Origin of the sequence: Odoribacter laneus YIT 12061 (genome assembly GCF_000243215.1) — a bacterium.
Classification (GTDB): domain Bacteria; phylum Bacteroidota; class Bacteroidia; order Bacteroidales; family Marinifilaceae; genus Culturomica; species Culturomica lanea.
The window spans coordinates 1,883,334-1,902,461 of sequence record NZ_JH594596.1 but is presented as its reverse complement, the minus strand read 5'-3'; the positions used below and the strand labels follow the sequence as shown (position 1 = coordinate 1,902,461).

The following is a 19,128-nucleotide window of genomic DNA, read 5'->3' as shown; positions in this document are numbered from 1 at the left end:
ATCCTTCTTTTCCCGTTGGTTTTTAAAAAATTCCCCCCTATGATATACGCCATAGGGGGGAAGTTTCTTTTACATTTGAAGATATTTTTGCTTTTATTGAAAGTCGTTTTAATCTTCTAAAAAGTTAGGATACATATAATCTGTAGCCGGCACAAACGTTTCTTTAATCGCCTGCGGGGATACCCAACGCAATAAATTCAGAACGGATCCGGCCTTATCGTTTGTACCGGAAGCTCTTCCTCCGCCGAAAGGCTGTTGGTCTACAACTGCTCCGGTTGGTTTGTCGTTGATATAGAAATTACCGGCAGTATAGGTCAGACGCTCGGTCATTCTTTCAATTGCGGCGCGGTCCTGGGAGAAAATCGCTCCCGTCAGCGCGTAACTGGAGGTATGATCCAGAATATCGAGGGTTTCTTCTACCTTATCCGGTTCGTACACATAAACGGTCAATACCGGTCCGAATAATTCTTCCTGCATAGTGACGTAATCCGGTTTCTTGGCCAGGATAACCGTCGGATAAATGAAATAACCTTCCGATTTATCATACTTCCCGCCCAGGATTACTTCTGCGTCGGGGGAAGCTTGTGCATTATCTATCGCTTTGGCCAGTTTATCGAAAGAATCTTCATCGATGACAGCGTTTACGAAATTTGTAAAATCTTCCACTCCTCCTACTTTAATTTGGGCCAGATCGGCTTCTATATATTTGCGTACTTCCGGCCAGATATTGGAAGGAATATAAGCCCGGGAAGCTGCCGAACATTTTTGTCCCTGGTATTCAAAAGCACCTCTTACCATAGCGGTGGCTACTTGTTTGGCCGGAGCCGTCGGATCGGCAAAAATATAATCTTTTCCTCCGGTTTCCCCGACGATACGCGGATAAGTCCGGTATTGATTAATATTTTTTACAATATTGGTCCATACACTGTTGAATACTCCTGTTGAACCAGTGAAATGAATACCGGCGAAGTCTTTATTGCTGAGGATAACATCGGAAGCTACCGGTCCGGAACAATACACCAGATTGATCACCCCGTCGGGCAATCCGGCTTCTTTTAAAATCTGCATGATTAAATGGGCAGAGTAGACAGCTGTTTTAGAAGGCTTCCATACGCATACATTCCCCATTAATACAGGAGCTCCCGGTAAATTGCCCGCGATGGAAGTAAAGTTGAACGGAGTCAGGGCAAATACGAAACCTTCTAGCGGTCGCCATACATTGCGATCCCATATTCCGGCTGAAGAATTCGGTTGCATATGATAAATTTCGTACATGTTCTTTACGTTAAACCGATAGAAATCGGCCAGCTCGCAAACGCAGTCAATTTCAGCCTGAAAAGCGTTTTTAGATTGCCCGAGCATAGTGACGGCATTCATCAGCTGCCGATAAGGGCCGGCAATTAATTCTGCCGCTTTTAAGAAAATAGCTGCCCGGCTTTCCCAGTTCATTTTTTCCCAAGCCGGTTTTGCTTTCATGGCTGCTTGGATGGCCATTTGTATATGGGAGGCATCTCCCTGATGATAATGCCCTAATAAATGTTTATGTTCGTGGGGAGGACGGATATCCATTAATTTACCGGTACGGATTTCTTTTCCATCGATAATCATCGGTAAATCCACTACCGTATTTTTTACTTCGGCTAACTTTTCTTTTAAGGCTTTCCGTTCGGGAGAACCCGGAGCGTAACTTTTAATAGGTTCGTTAGTAATGTTGGGTAATCTGTATACTCCTTTAGGCATAGTTGATAGGTATTAAATGTTAACGATATGTTTTTACAAATATAAAACTATTTCTGGGATAAAAAATATGACAAAAGTCATGGAGTTTTTGCTGTTGCCTGGGATGAAGGAAAAAAGGACGACTAAATAAAGTAGATTTCGGGAGAAACTCCCTATCTTTGCACCGGAATTTGCTTTGTATATTTTCAATTTTCAGTATTTTATGATTTCGGTAAATGGTGTAAGTGTTGTCTTCGGAGGTTTTTATCTGTTGGATTCTGTGTCTTTTTTGATTAATAAAAAGGATCGGATTGGGTTAACGGGCCGGAATGGAGCGGGAAAATCCACTATGCTGAAGATGTTGGCTGGATTGCAACAGCCTTCAGAAGGGAGTATTTCGATGTCGTCCGGCGTTCGGATAGGGTATCTGCCTCAGACGATGCTTTATAAGGACGGAAATACGGTGAGAAAAGAAGCCGAGAAGGCTTTCAGTGATTTACTGGATTTGCGGGAAGAAGTCGACCGGATGAATCGGCAATTAGCAGAAAGGGAAGACTATGAGTCTGACTCGTATATGCGTTTTCTGGATCGTATCCATGAAAAAACGGAGCAATTGGCCCTGAGGGGAGAAGGGAATGTCAACGGAGAAGTGGAAATTATCCTCAAAGGTTTAGGTTTTACGGCTGAAGATATGGAGCGTAAATGCGAAGAATTCAGCGGAGGATGGCGGATGCGTATAGAACTGGCTAAGATATTGTTGGCTAAACCTGATATTTTTCTTTTGGACGAACCGACCAATCATTTGGATATTGAATCCATTTCCTGGTTGGAATCTTTTTTACAGGGATATTCCGGGGCAGTGGTGTTAGTTTCCCACGACCGGGCTTTTTTAGATAATGTGACTACCCGAACGATCGAGATTTCGCTGGGTAAAGTATACGATTATAAAGTTCCTTATACCAAATTTACCGAACTTCGGAAAGAACGGGTGGAACAGCAATGGAGAGCTTATCAGAATCAGCAGAAACAGATAAAGGATACCGAAGAATTTATTGAACGTTTCCGCTATAAGGCGACTAAATCCGTACAGGTGCAATCCCGCATCAAACAGTTGGAGAAACTGGAACGGATAGAGGTAGAAGAAGAAGATGCCGCCCGGATCAATATCCGCTTTCAGCCGGCTCTCCGTTCCGGAGATATCGTATTGACCGGTAGGAATTTATGTAAATCGTACGGCGAAAAGAACGTATTGAGAGAGGTAGATATCGATATAAAAAGAGGGGAGAAAGTCGCCTTTGTAGGGAAAAACGGAGAGGGAAAATCTACTTTGGTGAAAATGATTATGAACGAGATTCCCTATGAAGGAGCGTTGAAAATCGGTCATCATGTAAATATCGGTTATTTCGCTCAGAACCAAGCGGATATGTTGGATGCTCAATTGACGGTACTCGATACTGTAGATCGTGTAGCAGTGGGGGAGATCCGGAAAAAAATAAGGGATATTTTGGGAGCTTTTCTTTTCTCGGGAGAAGAAGTGGATAAAAAAGTGGAAGTTTTGTCGGGAGGGGAAAGGACCCGTCTGGCTATGGTACGCTTGTTACTGGAGCCTTACAATTTATTGATATTGGACGAACCGACAAATCATCTGGATATGCGGACCAAGGATATCCTGAAGGAGGCGCTCCGGAAATTTGAAGGGACGGTGATTATCGTTTCCCACGACCGGGATTTTCTGACCGGTTTGGCTGATAAAGTTTACGAATTTGCTCACCATGGAATTAAAGAATACTTGGGTGGAGTAAGTGATTTCCTGGCAGCAAAAAAAGTTGCCTGTTTCAGTGAATATGAGAGATGGAAAAGCAGAAATGCACGGAAAGCAGAAACAGAATATGCCGGCGATGCTCCTGGTAAACTCAAAGGAAAACTGTCTTATGAGGACCGTAAACAGCTAAACCGGGAAATAAAAAAAGCGGAACAGCGGGTGGAGACGGTTGAAAATGAAATAGCTTCCTTGGAAGAAAAAATAAAGGGCCTGGAAGAAAAAATGGCTTCCGGTGTGGTGGGCGAAGAGGACTATATACACTATAATCGGTTAAAAAAACAACTGGAAGAAAGTATGGAGGAATGGGAGAAGGCACACGAAGCTTGGGAAGAAATAAAGGGGAAAAAAGAAGATTGAACGGAGAAAACGGAATAAATAAATTTAAATATTGAAATATGGCAAAATACAGGCAAGAATATATATTTGGTTTACGGGCTGTAATTGAAGCAATACAGCAGGAAAAAGAGATCGATAAAGTGATGCTAAAGCAAGGTATCAAGGGGGAATTGTTCCAGACTCTCTTTGCCTTAATGCGGGAGAGAGGAATCCCGTTCCAGTATGTACCGGAGGACGTATTCAAGCCTTTTGCTGACCGGAATCATCAGGGAGTATTGGCTGAAGTCGCTCCTGTACCTTATCAGGATATCCAGGAAGTTTTGGATCAGGTGATTGCGAAAGGGGAAGTGCCTCTTGTTTTGATTTTGGACCGGGTGACGGATGTCCGGAATTTCGGAGCAATTGTACGAAGTGCGGCCTGTGCTGGGGTACATGCTGTGGTGATTCCCAATAAAAATTCGGCAAAAATATCTTCCGATGCCATAAAGACGTCTGCCGGAGCTTTATATCATATACCTGTTTGCCGGGTGTTAAATCTGAAAAAACTGGTTCGTGAATTGAAATTTGAACGAAAGATGTTCGTATATGCTGCCACGGAGAAAGCCGGAAAACTTTATACGGAAGTTGATATGACTTTGCCTCTGGCTATTGTGATGGGGTCCGAGGACAAAGGAATAGACGAAGGCTTATTAAACATTGTCAACGAGCAGATAAAAATCCCGTTAAAAGGAGAGATTGAATCCCTCAATGTATCCGCCGCCGCCGCCGTGATGATATTTGAAGTGGTCCGCCAGAGAGACGCCTCCAGAGGGACGGACCTTTTTGGAGGGAAACAGAAACCACTTTAAACACCTTCTTTATCTCGATTTCTGCGAAACAAAACAATATAAAGATTATCCAGTAGGGGTATGTCCTTACTGGATGCCTCCAGAGGGACGGACCTTTTTGGAGGGAAACAGAAACCGCTTTAAACACCTTTTTTATCTCGATTCCTGTGAAATAAAACAATATAAAAATTACCCAGTAGGGGCGTCCTTACTGGGTAAAAATGAGAAGAAACTTTGATTAAACCAACAATAATACCTTTTCCTCTCCCCTGGAGAATATTTCCTTTTAAATTTTTATCCAGAGGGACGGACCTTTTTGGTGGGAAACGGAAACCGCTTTAAACACCTTCTTTATCTCGATTTCTGCGAAATAAAACAATATAAAAATTACACATTAGGGCTCGTCCCTACTGTGTAAAATGATGAGAGTTTTGGGAAATTCCTCTTTAAACAATTTCCAGAGCTAGCGGTAAAAGTTACCCGTATCGTACCAGGATTCTTTTTTCGTCAGTTTCAGATCCCGCAACAAACTGGAGCGGACATTGATCTGAAAATTGTAGGATTGGTGGGTTCCAAAGGGAATACAAGAAAAAGTCATATCCCAACAATGTAAATCCCGGGAAATATTGAAGCTGGTGGCTGTTACTTCGTGATTGTCGAAATCATAGCCTGTACTGAATCCGATTTTCCATTTGGGGGTCAGCGAAAAATCCCCGTTTACCCGGAGCATCTGGGAGATTGTTCCTTCCGATAAAGCTTTTGTAGCTCCAGGATTCGGATTCCGGGTCCAAGATTTTGTATAATTGAGGGTATAATCTACACTGACAGCCCAGGGAACGTCAAAATCGACATAATGGTCGTAAAATCCTCCTACCAATTCATTTTTTTCTTCCCTGTTTTTTCCGTCGTCAGAAGAGAATTGAAAACCTGTAGAAGCACTTACGCTCCTTAAACGTCCCAGTCCTCCGTGAAATTTGTTAATACGCGTTCCATTGACATTGACAGCATAAGGATCCAGTACGGCAGTGACATCCAGATTCAGCTTGTCGTTGAATAATTTTGTACGGGCCGTAATTTGTATGTTGGACCAGTTCATTGAATCGGCAAATATGTCGTAACTTGTACCGATCCGGAGGCTTTCCAGAATTTTTATTTTCTTGAATTCGTTTTCTCCGGTCGTATCTTTATCGTTCCGCACTTTCATTTCGATATTATTATCGATACTCATACTGATTGTTCCGGAATTTTTTTGTGTACCACTAGGAGTTCCGTATATACCGTCTTCAAAAATAGAATATTCGTGCTCTGCGTTATCGACATCCAAATAAGTATTATAATATTTACTTCTCTTTACACCCATTTTGGGGGTATAAGAAACGGAAACGCTGGGACGGATAACATGCCGTACTGCGTGTATTTTGCTATTGGGTTTAAACATATACATACCGTATATGGTCGGATTATAAGCTAAAGTGACACTGGCGGTATAATTGTGAGCATAGTGGAAACCGTTGATTGTATCTTTCTTTACATATCCTTTGGCATAATAAGAAGTGTCACTTACCCAGTATTTCCGAATAGCATGTGTATAGAGAACGGCATTATAGCTAAATTGGGGGGTTAAAGAGACATCCTTTATCACATTGATGGTTGTATTGATAGGAATAGAATGCTTAAACCCATTTTGCCATTTGTCGAAAGAGGATTTAAACAATAAATCTTCTTTGGTCTGGATACTGTTTCTCAATTCGGCTGAATAAGAAACCGCAATATTATCATACCATTTTAAATCTCCTGATTTTCCTTTTTTCCGAAAAGGATAAAATTGGCTGACTCGGAAATTGACATTCGGTAAGGTGATGGAAATAGAAGAATCCCGGCTATTTTGGTTATGGCTGAAAGCTGCAGTCAAGCTGAACGGTTTTTCCGGCCATTTTTTACTCCAGGAGATACTGGACTGTTTTCGTTGGTTGGCAATATCGTTGATATTGGTAGAGTTGTAATAGTTGTTGTTGGCTGAAGAAATATCCACAGAAGCCGAAAAGGTACTGTAAGGATTTGCTTTATTATCCTGGGCATGTGTCCATCGTATAGACCAGTCGCTGGATTGAGTATAATCCGGCATTCCTTTTTCACTGGTGTGGTTCCGGCTCATGGTAAAATTCAGATTACCGTTATATTTATAACGCTTCCGGTAGTTTGTGATGAGATTGGCTCCCCAGGATCCGTTGGTATAAATATCTCCTGTAAGAGCTAAATCGATATAGTCACTGATAGCCCAGTAGTATCCTCCGTTTCTGAGGTTAAAACCCCGCATTCGTTCATCTCCATATGTCGGCATAATGATGCCGGAAGTTCCTTTTTTGGTAATCGGAAAAAATCCGAAAGGAATAAAAAGCGGGAGCGGGACATCTTCCAGAACGAGATTGGAAAAACCGGCGATGACCTTTTTATCCCGGATCATTTTAGCTTTATTCATCCGGATATAAAAATGGGGATGATCGTGTTGATCGCAAGTGGTATACCATCCTTCTTTTACACAATAGATAGAATCCGTCAGTTTTTTAGTCAATTTCCCCTGTACATATCCATCTCCTTCCTGGGTGATAATATCTTTTACAAAGCCCTTTCCCGTTTCGAAATTATACCTGAGTTCTTTACTTTCGAATTCCTGGGTACCATCCTTGAAAATAGGGGTTCCTACAATGGTGCCTGAAGTATCCGGTAAACCTGAGGCGAAAGCCTGTTTTTTCTCCATATCCAATTCGATGAAATTGGCATTTAGTTCGGTCGTAATATACTTCACGTTGGCGTTCCCATAGAGGAAAACTTTTTTCTGTTCTACGGAAAAACGTATGGAGTCCTGTGCGTCGTAAGCGATGATATCTTCAAACAAAGGTTTTTCTTTGAGGGTGTCTCCTGTGAGGGTATCTGTGGGCACACTGTCCTGAACGAAAATGAGGGAATCGGGAGCTAAAAGAGTTGTGGTTTCCAAAAGAAAAAGTGAATCCGCTTTCTCTTGCGCTGCAAGCGAACCTGTCACGAGTGTTACCATTACAAAAATGATACACAACCGAATAAATTGATGTATATATTCTCTAATTTGCAATTTATTGTATTATTTTTGTGTGGACGATTCGCCGTTCACTTTCTGATTCCGAGTGGCAAATGTAAGAAATATTGACTGTTAATACTCATTATTCTTTTTAAAAAGTTTTAAATATCATGATAATTCGATACGGAGTGGGAGGATTTCTGTTTATAACAATGCTTTTCTTTTTTCCTTTTTTCGCCGAAAGTCAGGATAAGTTAGGGAAAATCAATTGTATATGTATTGATGCAGGGCATGGTGGAAAAGATCCGGGTTGTATTGGGTTAAAAAGTTATGAGAAGAATATTGCTTTGAGTGTAGCCCTGAAAGTGGGAAAATTGATTAAAACGGAATACCCGGATATAAAAGTTGTATATACCCGGGAAAAAGACGAATTTATCGAATTGGACCAGAGGGGGAAAATTGCCAATAACCACAAGGCTGATTTATTTATATCCATACATGTAAATGCTGTGAAAAATAAGACAGTGAAAGGGATAGAAACGTACGTGCTGGGATTACATAAACTGGAAGCGAATTTGCAGGTAGCGATGAAGGAAAATGCGGCGATCAAATACGAAGATAATTATACGGTTCGTTATGCAGGATTCGACCCTTCCCGTCCCGAATCCTATATTATTTTTTCTATGATGCAGAATTTGTATCTTGGAAAAAGTCTGGAGATAGCCGGTTTGGTACAGGAAGAATTGATTAAAAGTACTCAGAAATACGATAGAAGTATACGGCAGGCCGGTTTTCTAGTTCTGAAAGATGTGGCTATGCCGGCTATCTTGGTCGAATTGGGTTTTATCTCAAATCCGGAAGAAGAACGTTTTTTGAATTCTTTGTCCGGGCAGAATAAAATGGCGGATGCTATTGCCCGGGCTTTTCGCCAATATAAAACGCATGTAGAGAAGAATAGCGTTGTATTGGCTCCTCATTCCACGGAACAGGGAAAAGATTCGCTCGATAAAATTCAGGATTCTCTCTCTTCTGGGGAACTTTTCTATGCAATACAAGTAGCTTCAGCTGTTTCTCCCATTAAAAATAGGCGGGATTTATGTACGGGATTTGAAGTGGAAGAGCTACTCACCGAGAAAAGATATCGTTATTTTGTCTGTAAGTCGTCCGATTTAGAGGAAGTAAAGCAAAAGCTACAAAAAGTCCGTAAAAAGGTAAAAGATTGTTTTATTATTGCCGTACATAAAGGGAAATTGATTAATATTGCAGAGGCCTGCAGGCTGGAAAAGAATTTGAAATAAACACTATGGTAATAAAAAAGGAGATAAAACTGGCAGTGACAGCTATTGCGGCTGTCATTATCCTGATCTGGGGAATTAATTTTTTGAAAGCAAAGGCTCTTTTCGATCGGAATAATGTATTTTATGGTATTTATAACCAAGTGGACGGATTAAAAATATCCAGCAGTGTGATTTACCGTGGTTATCATGTAGGACAGGTGACGTCGATCCGCTTTACGGGGGAACGGTTTGATCGTTTGCTGGTAGAATTTTCCGTTGGAAAAAATCTGGAAATACCCGCAAATTCAATCGCCGTGATCCAAAATGCCGATTTAATGGGGTCGAAAGCTATTAATATCGAACCAGGAGATGCTGCATTATATGCTGAAAGCGGAGATACATTGCGTACGGCTTTGCAGCTGGGATTGATGGAACAATTTAATAAACAATTGCAACCTTTAAAAGTAAAGGCAGAGAATACGCTTTCTTCATTAGATTCTGTACTGTCAGTTGTACAGGATATTTTCAATACAGATGCCCGGGGAAATATCGAAGGAAGTATCAACAGTGTGCACAATACCCTGCGGAATGTGGAACATGCCTCTGCCAGTTTAGATAAATTGATTACGGGACAGTCTTCTCATATTGCTTCTATTTTGGAAAATATCAATAGTATTTCCGCCAATTTGGAAAAAAATAATGATAATATTTCCCGAGGATTAGATAATATCGTCGTGATCAGCGATTCTCTGCGGGCTGCCAATCTGAGTAAAAGTATCAACAGCCTGAATCATATTTTATCTCAACTGGATTCTATTGTACAGAAAATCAATAGAGGGAAGGGAACTTTGGGAGAAGTAGTGAACGACGATGATCTCTATTATAATTTAACTGCTGTCACAGAAAATCTGAATAGGCTTTTGACAGAATTCCGTACCAACCCCAAAAAATTCGTCAATCTTTCACTGATCAGTTTGGGTTCAGGTGTAAAAGAAGGTGATAATTATGGAATTTCCGTTTATGAATCTGAAAAACCCTTACCGCAGGATTCGGAATGGTATCTCAAATATCCTGATTTATTGGAATATAAAAGTCGGGGACAATTTTTATATTTGATCGCTACCTATAAAAATTTAAAAAGAGCGGAAAAAGATCTCGATAAGATTAAAAATGCATATCCAAATGCATTTATTGTTAAAATTTCTCAAAAATAATATCTATAATGCTTCTAAATAAGCGTGGAAAAGAAGGGGGATTATATTAACATAATGTATTTAATAAATTTGTTATTATGATTAATGTTAATTGCGGAACCCACCTTCTGTTTTAGTGTATTAGAGGGATTGTTAAGAAGCGGTTAAGGGATAATTTTTGACAAGTTCCAGAGCGAATTTTTTTGATTTAACATATCGGATTTTTATTGTATAACTGTCTTAAAATCAGATTATTGTATTTAAAGTCCTGATAATAAACCCCGAGCATTTTTTTCAAAAAAATAAAGTAAAATGTGATTTTTTTTATCCACTTTTTTTTCTCAATTTAGCCTTCCCAAAACAGAAATGTAACAGAAAAAGAAACTATCTTTCTAACAGTAAACTATGGAAAAAGATTGTAAAATTATTTGGACGAAGTGTCTAAGGTTGATTGAGGAGCAGTTACCGCCCAAAACTTTTAAGACATGGTTTGAGCCGATACGCGCATTGAAACTGAAAAATGACGTATTGACGATACAGGTGGCAAGTAGCTACGTATATGAATGTTTGGAAGAACGTTTTATTGATATTTTAAGAAGTTCTCTCAAAACGGTTATCGGTCCGAATGCGAAGTTGGAGTATTCAGTTGTAGTAGAAAACCAGCCGAAAAAGCCTTTATCTGTTACGCTGTCTTCTTCTCCGGAAAAGCGGCCGGAAACCAATACGATTTATTTGAATAAGCAATTGTCCGGAGGTTTGAAAAATCCTTTTGAGCGTACTGTAAATCGTTTGCAGATTGATTCTCAGTTAAATCCTGTCTATACGATGGAGAGTTTTATCGAGGGATCCTGTAACCGTTTAGCCAAATCTGCCGGAATGGCAATTGCTAAAAATCCCGGCGGAACCGCTTTTAATCCTTTGCTGATCTATGGAGGTTCCGGTCTGGGAAAGACGCATCTGGCTCAGGCTATCGGTTTGGAAGTAAAGCAGAATTTTCCGGAAAAAGTTGTGTTATATGTATCGACGAATTTGTTCCAGACTCAGTTTACTGAAGCGGTACGGAAGAATGAAATCAATGATTTTATGCATTTCTACCAGTTGATCGATGTACTTATCCTGGACGATATTCACGAATTGGCCGGAAAAACGGCTACACAGAATACATTTTTCCACATTTTTAATCATCTGCAGCAGTTGGGAAAACAGTTAATTTTGACTTCAGACAAGGCGCCGGCAGAGTTGAGTGGGATAGAAGACCGTCTGCTCTCCCGTTTTAAATGGGGATTGTCTGCAGAAATAAAATCCCCCGATTTTGAGACCCGTAAGGAAATTGTCTTGTATAAAGCGAAGAAAGACGGTATAGAGTTTTCCAGCGAAGTGATCGCTTATATCTGTAAATATATTAATAATAATGTCCGGGAACTGGAAGGGGCCATGATTTCTTTGCTCGCACAGGCTACTTTTAATAAAAGAGATCTGACTGTCGATGTGGTGAAAGATATTCTGGTAAAGATGGTTCGTAAACAGGCAGAAGAAGAATTGACGGTAGAAAAGATTCAGCAAGTGGTATGCGGGCATTTTCACATTGCCCCCGAGACATTGCAGGCAAAAACCCGCAAGCGGGAAATTGTACAAGCCCGTCAGCTGGCAATGTATTTCTGCAAGAATTATACGAAGGCTTCCCTCTCTTATATCGGAAACCAGATCGGTAAAAAAGACCATGCAACTGTATTGTATGCTTGTAAAGCTGTAGCTGATTTAATGGAAACCGACCGGAAATTTAAAATGGAGGTGGAAGAGATACAGCGGAAGTTGTATTGCGGAAACTAAGCGAAGAAAGCATTAACCGGGGTAACCTTCAGTTCTGTGTCTTGTAACCATACTCAGAACTGAAGGTTTTTTTCTCCGGGAAAAAGCTGAAAGGTCTGTTCCGGAAATCAGTAAAATCCTGATAAATTGCATGAGGTTGTTGTAAGATAAGAAATTTGGAGGAAGTTATGGAAGATTTGTATAAAACGATAAAGACGGTTGCTGAGGGTCTCTACAAAGAAAAGGGGAGTAAGTTTATTGCCTTGGCCTATCCAGTTTATACAGAGGAGGAGATTAAATCTATTCTGGTGGATATAAGGACAAAGTATTACGATGCCCGTCACCACTGTTATGCTTATCGTTTAGGGGCGGATAAAAAGCGTTTCCGGGCGAATGATGACGGAGAACCTTCTTCTACGGCGGGAAAACCTATTTTAGGACAGATTTTGTCTGCCGACCTGACCAATATACTGATTGTGGTTGTCCGTTATTTCGGAGGAATAAAATTGGGTGTTTCCGGTTTGATTCAAGCCTATAAAGAGGCGGCAGCCGATGCTATTGCTCATGCGGATATCGTTGAAAAGACGGAGAACTGCCTCCTTCGGATCCGGTTTGATTATAGGGTTATAAACGAAGTTATGAAAGTTATAAAAGAGGAAGAGCCGGAAGTAGTGGCGAGGGAGTTTGAACTGGAATGCCGGATGACTTTGTCGATACGCCGGAAAGCTTGTCCGCATTTGATAACTCGTTTAGAAACAATCGATTCTTTAATTTTTGAAGACTAGATCTTTCTTTTCTGGCTCAGTTTTTTTGCTTTCGTTTATTTTAGCTTGGTTGAAACAATGACGGCAGAGGGGTTCGTAGATATCTTTTTCGCCCAGTACGACCAGGCGGTCGTTGTCTGCTAACCGGTGGGAGTGGTGGGCCAGGTTTCCGCAATGGACACATATTGCATGTACTTTACTGACATATTCTGCGATAGCCATCAACTGGGGCATAGGTCCAAAAGGTTTTCCCAGAAAATCCATATCCAGTCCGGCGACGATCACCCGTATACCGTTGTTTGCCAGCTTTTGGCATACTTCTACGATATTGGCATCGAAAAACTGGGCTTCGTCGATACCGACTACATCCACATCACCTGTAAGCAAGAGAATATTGCCCGAATTTTCCACCGGAGTAGAACGGATCGCATTGGCGTCGTGCGAAACCACTTCTTCTTCCGAATAGCGTATGTCGATTTTAGGTTTGAAAATTTCCACCTTCTGCCGGGCAAATTGTGCCCGTTTCAAGCGCCTGATCAACTCTTCTGTTTTCCCGGAAAACATAGAACCGCATATCACTTCTATCCAACCGGCTTTACTGGCATTTTCCAAAAACATTCTTTTTCCCTTTGGTTCGTAGAGGCAAATGTATAAAAAACGCAATTGTCACACAATGGAAAAATCTGCTAAAAAACATGAAGTTACCAACATCCCCCGTTGATAAATATTTTTTCTATCTTCTCTATGTAAAAAAAGTAAAATAAAATTTGCACTTTTAATATTTCCCCTTATCTTTGCACCCGCGTTCCGAAAGTAACGACGATTCGCTAGCTCAGTAGGTAGAGCACAACACTTTTAATGTTGGGGTCCTGGGTTCGAATCCCAGGCGGATCACTGAAACGCTGGACAGAAATGGACAGTAAATGTACAACTCCTACAATATCAAGGTATTGTAGGAGTTTTTCTTTGAATAATGTCTGTGACCTAAGACACGAAAAGGTCACAAAAAGACACACTATCCACTATCCACTGATAGAGTTTTTCGATAGTGGATAGTGTTTCAAAAAGTGTGTAAATCCCAAGTTTAATTATTTTTGTAATTGCACATCAAAAATAACTTATTATGGAATTTACACAGGAACAAATTACGGAAATAATTTCGGAAATCACAAATGGAGCATCCGGTCTTCAGGGTTTAGTCAAACAAGGTTTAGAGAGTTTAATGCTCTCGGAACGAAGTCTTCATAATGAAGCTTTATCTGATGTGAGTAACGGTTTCCGAGGCCGTCGTGTCTGTCATGGAGGTAAGATATTCGAATTACGTGTCCCTCGTAGTCGTAACAGTAATTTTTACCCGATGTTTTTCGGTGTGTTGAAAGATCAGGAAGAAGAGGCCCAAAAGCTAGTGAGCATTCTTTATTGTAGCGGTTTAACCACGGAACAAGTGGGTAAAATTTACGAGCAATTTTACGGTAAGCATTACAGCAAAAGCCAGGTCAGCCGTCTTCTGAATACGGCCCGTGAAGATGTCAATGCTTGGCTTGTCCGTAGGCTTGACTCTCGTTATCCGATCTTATACCTCGATGCCACTTATGTACTCACGCGTCGGGATGAGTCAGTCAGTAATGAAGCTTATTATACTGTTTTGGTAGTGAAGGAAGACCGTACATGGGAAGTATTGACCGTGGTAAACTTTCCCACAGAAAGCGCAACGAACTGGAAAGACGTATTTGAAGACCTCAAGGAAAGAGGGGTGAGTGTTGTTGATCTGTTGGTATGTGATGGTTTAAGCGGGATTGAAAACGCCCTGGCAGACACTTTTCCAAAAGCAGATCTGCAACTTTGTACTGTTCATCTGAAAAGGAATATTGCAGGTAAAGTCAAGCCAAGGGATAAGAAACAGGTCATGGAAGAGCTGAAACAAATATGTGCCCCCGATCAATGGGATATCAATCCGGAAAAGGCATTTGAAAACTTTAAAGACTTTATCCTAAGATGGCAGAAGAGCTATCCATCACTGAAAAGATATCAACATGAAAGATACAGGTTCTACTTTACATACTTTAAATATGAAAGGGAAATCAGGGGAATGATTTACACTACAAACTGGATTGAAAGACTCAACAGGGATTATAAAAGAGTCATTAACATGAGAGGAGCTATGCCAAATCCACAGGCCGTCATTCTGCTGATGGGCACAGTGGCGCAGAATGCGGATATTTATAAATACCCCATTTATAATTTTTTAGAATCAAAACTATTTTATTAAAAATAAATAATTTTGCAGAAATGAATAAAAAGGGAAGGCATACACACTTTTTGAAACACTATCGTTTTTTCGCTCGTCGGGACGGGAGGTCCTGCCCTTTGTCGCTGAGCGTTCCCCGACCAATGAGTTTATTTTTGTAATCCTGCAATCTTGTTTTATTGAAATATTGATAGCTTGATTGATTGAAAGCAAGATTTCAATATAGCAGGATTGAATGAAAACAATAAACCATTCAAAATGGATTGAAATGCTGAATGGTTTATTTATTACAAGAGTATAATTACTTGCGAAAAGAAAATAAAACTCGCATCATGTGTCGTTTTCATCCATTCTTCGGAGCAGACTTGTTTGCAATGTTTCCAAAGTATCGAGTTCTGTTTGTTTTACGGCTTCGCATTTCTAAATAAGAGAGGTATAAGGCGCCAACATCTATACTGAACATACGCTCAAAATATACTGCAATCTCTTTTAAAGTTGCTGTTCCTTTATTAAAATCCCCATTTGTTTCTAAAGCATAAATCAGTTCCACCAATGCTCTTTTAGAGCCAGTCCAACGCAAAATAGTTTCTACAATCAGTCCGTTATCCGCTTTGCGCTGTACAATATGCTCCAATTACTGCAATCTGTTAGTCAAATAGATTTTCAACAATTCGTTAGTAATAATTTTAGTCATTTAAAAATCATATCCGATTTAATATAAAAGGGTCTTTATCAATATGAGAACTATCCGTACATATTCGTAAATCGTTTTGGTTTCGAGTAAAATAGTACCTATCCAAATAAGTAGATTTAGAACGGTAATACTCATAAAAGTCTAAATTCCTGCTGAAATAAAATGTCAAACTATTTAATTCATTGTACAGATACTCTTTTTGCGCAACCTCACTACCAGTAGGGAATTTACTTTCTATGACATAAATTTTGTTGTAGTACATATATTTACTTACCACTTCAGGCTTTAGTTCTTTAAAGAAATAGATTTCTTCCGCCTCGTCCCTAAACTGATAATTTACTGTATGTTTCCTAAGTTCGTCACATAAAGGCCTAATAAAACGCATCATGTGTAATGCCCTGTCAATCCTTATACATTCATCAGAATTAGAAATATTTATTTCAGTCTGTATCTGAAAGAGTAATTTACTAACGTAGCTTTTAATTGCTACATATTCCATACTCACCATATATCGCATTATAACACAATGTTATAAAGATAACCTAATACAATAATAAATAAGGTTATCAACCCAAAGAAAATACCAATCAAACGCCATGTCATTACTTTCTTTAACAACGTGGCTTCGGGAAGTGAAAGCCCCACTACCGCCATCATAAAAGCGATTGCCGTTCCTATGGGAATACCCTTAGCTACAAAAACTTCAATCACGGGCACTATTCCAGCAGCATTGGCATACATCGGAACTGCTAAGACAACTGATAAAGGAACTGCAAACCAGTTTTCCTTAGACATATACTGCTCAAAAAATCCTTCCGGCACATAACCGTGCATAAACGCACCGATACCAATGCCGATAAGGATATACAGAAGCACTCCTCTGACAATACCCCATGCTTCTTGCATGATAACTGGCAATCGTCTAGAAAACGGAGTATGCTCTTTTTCCCACGTTCCAGAGTCGGAAGTTGAATTTTGCTGTATTTGTTTCACCCAATCACTCAAATAAGACTCCAATTTCATCTTACCCAAAATAAATCCGCCTACCATACCCAACAGAATACCACTAATCACATAGATAGTGGTAATGCGCAGCCCAAAAGTTCCGATAAACATGGCAACGGCAACCTCATTCACCAAAGGCGAGGTTATCAGATAGGCAAATGTTACTCCCAAAGGAATGCCCCCTTTCACAAATCCAATAAACAGCGGTATGGAAGAACAGGAACAGAACGGGGTAATAGCACCAAATAAGGCGGCAAAGAAATATTGCAATCCATATAGTTTGCGAGAGGTCAAATAATTGCGCAAACGTTCTATCGGGAAATAGGCATTAATAATGCCCATTATCACGCTGATAAAAAATAATAATATCAAAATCTTTATCGTATCATAAAAGAAGAAGTTAATAGCTTCTCCTAAAGCTGTCGAAGCATCCAAGCCGAAGATGTCATACACCAGCCAATCAGCAAATCTTTGTATCATAATTCTATTATTGTTTGTAATAATACGAACAAACAGCCTGAAAAATTAGCGGTTACAAGCAGATTTAGGCAGTTCTTGTTTTTTTACCTCTGTCATGTAGAACTTGGTAAATTCATTCTTGATTTCATTACGCACTCTTTCAAATTCACTTTTGATAAAGTCAGTTGTCCCTATTGCTTCCGAGGGGTCTTCAAAACCAATATGCAACCGTTTCCCTACATTACCTACAAAAGCAGGACATGTTTCATTGGCACTGCCACATACTGTTATCACATAATCCCATGTATCACTTAAATAAGCAGTTACATTGGTAGGAATATGCCTACTTATGTCAATACCGACTTCTGCCATTGCTTCAACAGCCAAAGGATTAACTTTCTCTGCCGGATGTGTACCAGCTGAAAACACTTGTATATTCTTATCAAGCGATTGCAGGAAGCCCTGCGCCATTTGACTGCGACAACTATTTCCTGTGCATAAAATCAAAATTTTCATATTATATCCAAATTAATCAATCCATAATAAATACCAACCAAGATAAACAGTATAGCTACCATATAATTAAACCCCTTCTGAAAAGTTTGCACACGATTATAAAACTTTCCTATTCCTGCTACACTGTATGCCAAAATCCAAGCAACAAGCATAACCGGAAGCCCTGTTGCCAATGCAAAAATAACAGGTAACAGATACCCCTCACTTTCCATTGCCGACATGGGAATAAGCATACCAAAATAGAATAACCCACTGGTAGGACAAAATGCCATGGCAAACAATATCCCCAGCAACAAGCTGCCCCATGAGCCTTTTAGTTTTTCCGTCTTTTCAGTAGCGGAGAATCCGAACTTGGGTAATTGCAATTTATCACCGAATAGCATAAACAGCCCTATCAACATCAAAGCAGGAGCAAGCAGCAGTTCTCCCCATTCGCTGATCCCTTTTTGTATGGCAAACATATCCGCACCTTTTCGGAGTATTGCAATAAGTATTGCCCCTGATGTAGAATAAGCCAATACACGCCCTAAAGTGTATAGAATACCATTTGTAAATATTCGGTTGCGGTTATTTATATCTTTACTGATAAATCCGATAGCGGTAATGTTGGTAGCCAGTGGGCAAGGACTTACAGCAGTCAGCAGACCGAGCAGAAAAGCGGTAATAATAGGTATTTCACTATTATCCAACAATGTTTGTAAGTATTCCATAAAACTGTGTTATTTTAGCAACTGATTGATTTTCTGTTTTAATTCTTTCTTGAATGTCGCTGTATTGTTTCGGGCATTCTGAAAACCGAAGCGTGTCATATCGTTGCGTTCTTCTTTGCCGTTCTTCCATTTATTAACATAAAGAGATGACCAGCTTACACGATATTTTTCTGCCAGCCTTTCACCTTCAGGAGTTGAAATATCTACTTCTTTGAAACGAAGTTTGCCATTTTTGGCCAATTCCGCCAAATCCGTATTAACTACTTCTTTCGTATGTTTCTCAATGGCTTTGCAAGTTACACAACGTTGTTTTCCATGAAAATAAAGAACTTCCACATAGGTATCTGTCGCAATCTGAGCCATTCCCCCAATAGAAAACAAACAAGCAATAGTAAGGAATAAAAAGCGTTTCATCACACTCTGATTTACTTGGTTAATAGATCTTTTACCTCTTTGACAGAAAGTTTGCCTTTTGCCACGACCTTACCGTCCACGACAAGAGCCGGAAGCGTCATTACATTGTATTCCATAATCTTCATCAAATCTTCTTCTTTGGTTATTACTGCTTCCAAAGCTAATTCTTTTACTACTTGCTCAACTGTTGCATACAGAGTCTTACAACCTGCGCAGCCTGTTCCTAATACTTTAATTTCCATAATTTATAAATTTATTATATTAAACGTAATTCGCAAAA

General features: G+C 39.9%; 17 protein-coding genes and 1 tRNA gene. 8 read left to right on the top strand and 10 right to left on the bottom strand.

The window, feature by feature from the left end; all coding sequences use genetic code 11:
• Nucleotides 1–108 precede the first annotated feature (108 nt).
• Nucleotides 109–1,740 (bottom strand): L-glutamate gamma-semialdehyde dehydrogenase, encoded by a 1,632-nt coding sequence (gene pruA / locus HMPREF9449_RS07940; RefSeq protein WP_009136740.1) that lies wholly within the window; start codon nt 1,738–1,740, stop codon nt 109–111.
• A gap of 202 nt (nt 1,741–1,942) precedes the next feature.
• Between pruA and HMPREF9449_RS07935 the strand changes: the two genes are divergently transcribed.
• Together HMPREF9449_RS07935 and rlmB are read left to right on the top strand one after the other, a co-directional pair.
• Entirely contained in the window at nt 1,943–3,898 is a 1,956-nt protein-coding gene (locus HMPREF9449_RS07935) for an ABC-F family ATP-binding cassette domain-containing protein (protein ID WP_009136739.1), read from the top strand.
• Nucleotides 3,899–3,936: 38 nt separating this feature from the next.
• Nucleotides 3,937–4,725, top strand: coding sequence for a 23S rRNA (guanosine(2251)-2'-O)-methyltransferase RlmB (rlmB, locus tag HMPREF9449_RS07930; protein WP_009136738.1), 789 nt, complete (start codon nt 3,937–3,939; stop codon nt 4,723–4,725).
• Between the two features lie 442 nt (nt 4,726–5,167).
• Here rlmB and HMPREF9449_RS07925 read toward each other — a convergent pair whose 3' ends face one another.
• On the bottom strand, nt 5,168–7,759 hold the full coding sequence (locus HMPREF9449_RS07925) for a putative LPS assembly protein LptD (protein ID WP_187118593.1): 2,592 nt from the start codon (nt 7,757–7,759) through the stop codon (nt 5,168–5,170).
• Between the two features lie 170 nt (nt 7,760–7,929).
• Between HMPREF9449_RS07925 and HMPREF9449_RS07920 the strand changes: the two genes are divergently transcribed.
• The 4 genes from HMPREF9449_RS07920 to HMPREF9449_RS07905 all read left to right on the top strand — a co-directional run bounded on the left by HMPREF9449_RS07920 (nt 7,930) and on the right by HMPREF9449_RS07905 (nt 12,823).
• Nucleotides 7,930–9,057 (top strand): N-acetylmuramoyl-L-alanine amidase family protein, encoded by a 1,128-nt coding sequence (locus HMPREF9449_RS07920; protein ID WP_009136736.1) that lies wholly within the window; start codon nt 7,930–7,932, stop codon nt 9,055–9,057.
• Between the two features lie 5 nt (nt 9,058–9,062).
• Nucleotides 9,063–10,250 carry an MlaD family protein gene (locus HMPREF9449_RS07915; RefSeq protein ID WP_009136735.1) on the top strand — a complete coding sequence of 396 codons (1,188 nt, stop codon included), beginning with the start codon at nt 9,063–9,065 and terminating at the stop codon, nt 10,248–10,250.
• A gap of 384 nt (nt 10,251–10,634) precedes the next feature.
• On the top strand, nt 10,635–12,059 hold the full coding sequence (gene dnaA / locus HMPREF9449_RS07910; RefSeq protein ID WP_009136734.1) for a chromosomal replication initiator protein DnaA: 1,425 nt from the start codon (nt 10,635–10,637) through the stop codon (nt 12,057–12,059).
• A gap of 167 nt (nt 12,060–12,226) precedes the next feature.
• Nucleotides 12,227–12,823, top strand: a complete 597-nt coding sequence (locus HMPREF9449_RS07905) for an IMPACT family protein (RefSeq protein ID WP_009136733.1) — start codon at nt 12,227–12,229, stop codon at nt 12,821–12,823.
• Here the strand turns inward: HMPREF9449_RS07905 and HMPREF9449_RS07900 are convergent.
• Entirely contained in the window at nt 12,806–13,420 is a 615-nt protein-coding gene (locus tag HMPREF9449_RS07900; protein WP_009136732.1) for a thymidine kinase, read from the bottom strand. The genes HMPREF9449_RS07905 and HMPREF9449_RS07900 overlap by 18 nt on opposite strands.
• A gap of 203 nt (nt 13,421–13,623) precedes the next feature.
• On the opposite strand from HMPREF9449_RS07900, the gene HMPREF9449_RS07895 reads away from it, so the two are divergent.
• Together HMPREF9449_RS07895 and HMPREF9449_RS07890 are read left to right on the top strand one after the other, a co-directional pair.
• Nucleotides 13,624–13,696: transfer RNA gene (locus HMPREF9449_RS07895), tRNA-Lys, on the top strand.
• Between the two features lie 229 nt (nt 13,697–13,925).
• On the top strand, nt 13,926–15,071 hold the full coding sequence (locus tag HMPREF9449_RS07890; RefSeq protein WP_009136731.1) for an IS256 family transposase: 1,146 nt from the start codon (nt 13,926–13,928) through the stop codon (nt 15,069–15,071).
• Between the two features lie 322 nt (nt 15,072–15,393).
• Here the strand turns inward: HMPREF9449_RS07890 and HMPREF9449_RS16920 are convergent, their stop codons facing one another.
• From HMPREF9449_RS16920 to HMPREF9449_RS07860, 7 genes are all read right to left on the bottom strand, one after another.
• Nucleotides 15,394–15,684, bottom strand: coding sequence for an RteC domain-containing protein (locus HMPREF9449_RS16920; RefSeq protein WP_009136730.1), 291 nt, complete (start codon nt 15,682–15,684; stop codon nt 15,394–15,396).
• 67 nt (nt 15,685–15,751) lie between these two features.
• Nucleotides 15,752–16,006, bottom strand: a complete 255-nt coding sequence (locus tag HMPREF9449_RS16915; protein ID WP_261795514.1) for an RteC domain-containing protein — start codon at nt 16,004–16,006, stop codon at nt 15,752–15,754.
• A 254-nt stretch (nt 16,007–16,260) separates the two neighbouring features.
• Complete coding sequence (locus HMPREF9449_RS07880) at nt 16,261–17,229, bottom strand: permease (RefSeq protein WP_009136728.1); 969 nt, start codon at nt 17,227–17,229, stop codon at nt 16,261–16,263.
• Between the two features lie 45 nt (nt 17,230–17,274).
• Nucleotides 17,275–17,724 carry an arsenate reductase ArsC gene (locus HMPREF9449_RS07875; RefSeq protein ID WP_009136727.1) on the bottom strand — a complete coding sequence of 150 codons (450 nt, stop codon included), beginning with the start codon at nt 17,722–17,724 and terminating at the stop codon, nt 17,275–17,277.
• Nucleotides 17,721–18,434 carry an aromatic aminobenezylarsenical efflux permease ArsG family transporter gene (locus HMPREF9449_RS07870; protein WP_009136726.1) on the bottom strand — a complete coding sequence of 238 codons (714 nt, stop codon included), beginning with the start codon at nt 18,432–18,434 and terminating at the stop codon, nt 17,721–17,723. The genes HMPREF9449_RS07875 and HMPREF9449_RS07870 overlap by 4 nt, the downstream gene beginning before the upstream one ends.
• A 9-nt stretch (nt 18,435–18,443) precedes the next feature.
• Nucleotides 18,444–18,848, bottom strand: a complete 405-nt coding sequence (locus HMPREF9449_RS07865) for a nitrophenyl compound nitroreductase subunit ArsF family protein (RefSeq protein ID WP_009136725.1) — start codon at nt 18,846–18,848, stop codon at nt 18,444–18,446.
• A gap of 11 nt (nt 18,849–18,859) precedes the next feature.
• On the bottom strand, nt 18,860–19,090 hold the full coding sequence (locus HMPREF9449_RS07860; RefSeq protein ID WP_009136724.1) for a thioredoxin family protein: 231 nt from the start codon (nt 19,088–19,090) through the stop codon (nt 18,860–18,862).
• Between the last annotated feature and the right edge of the window lie 38 nt (nt 19,091–19,128).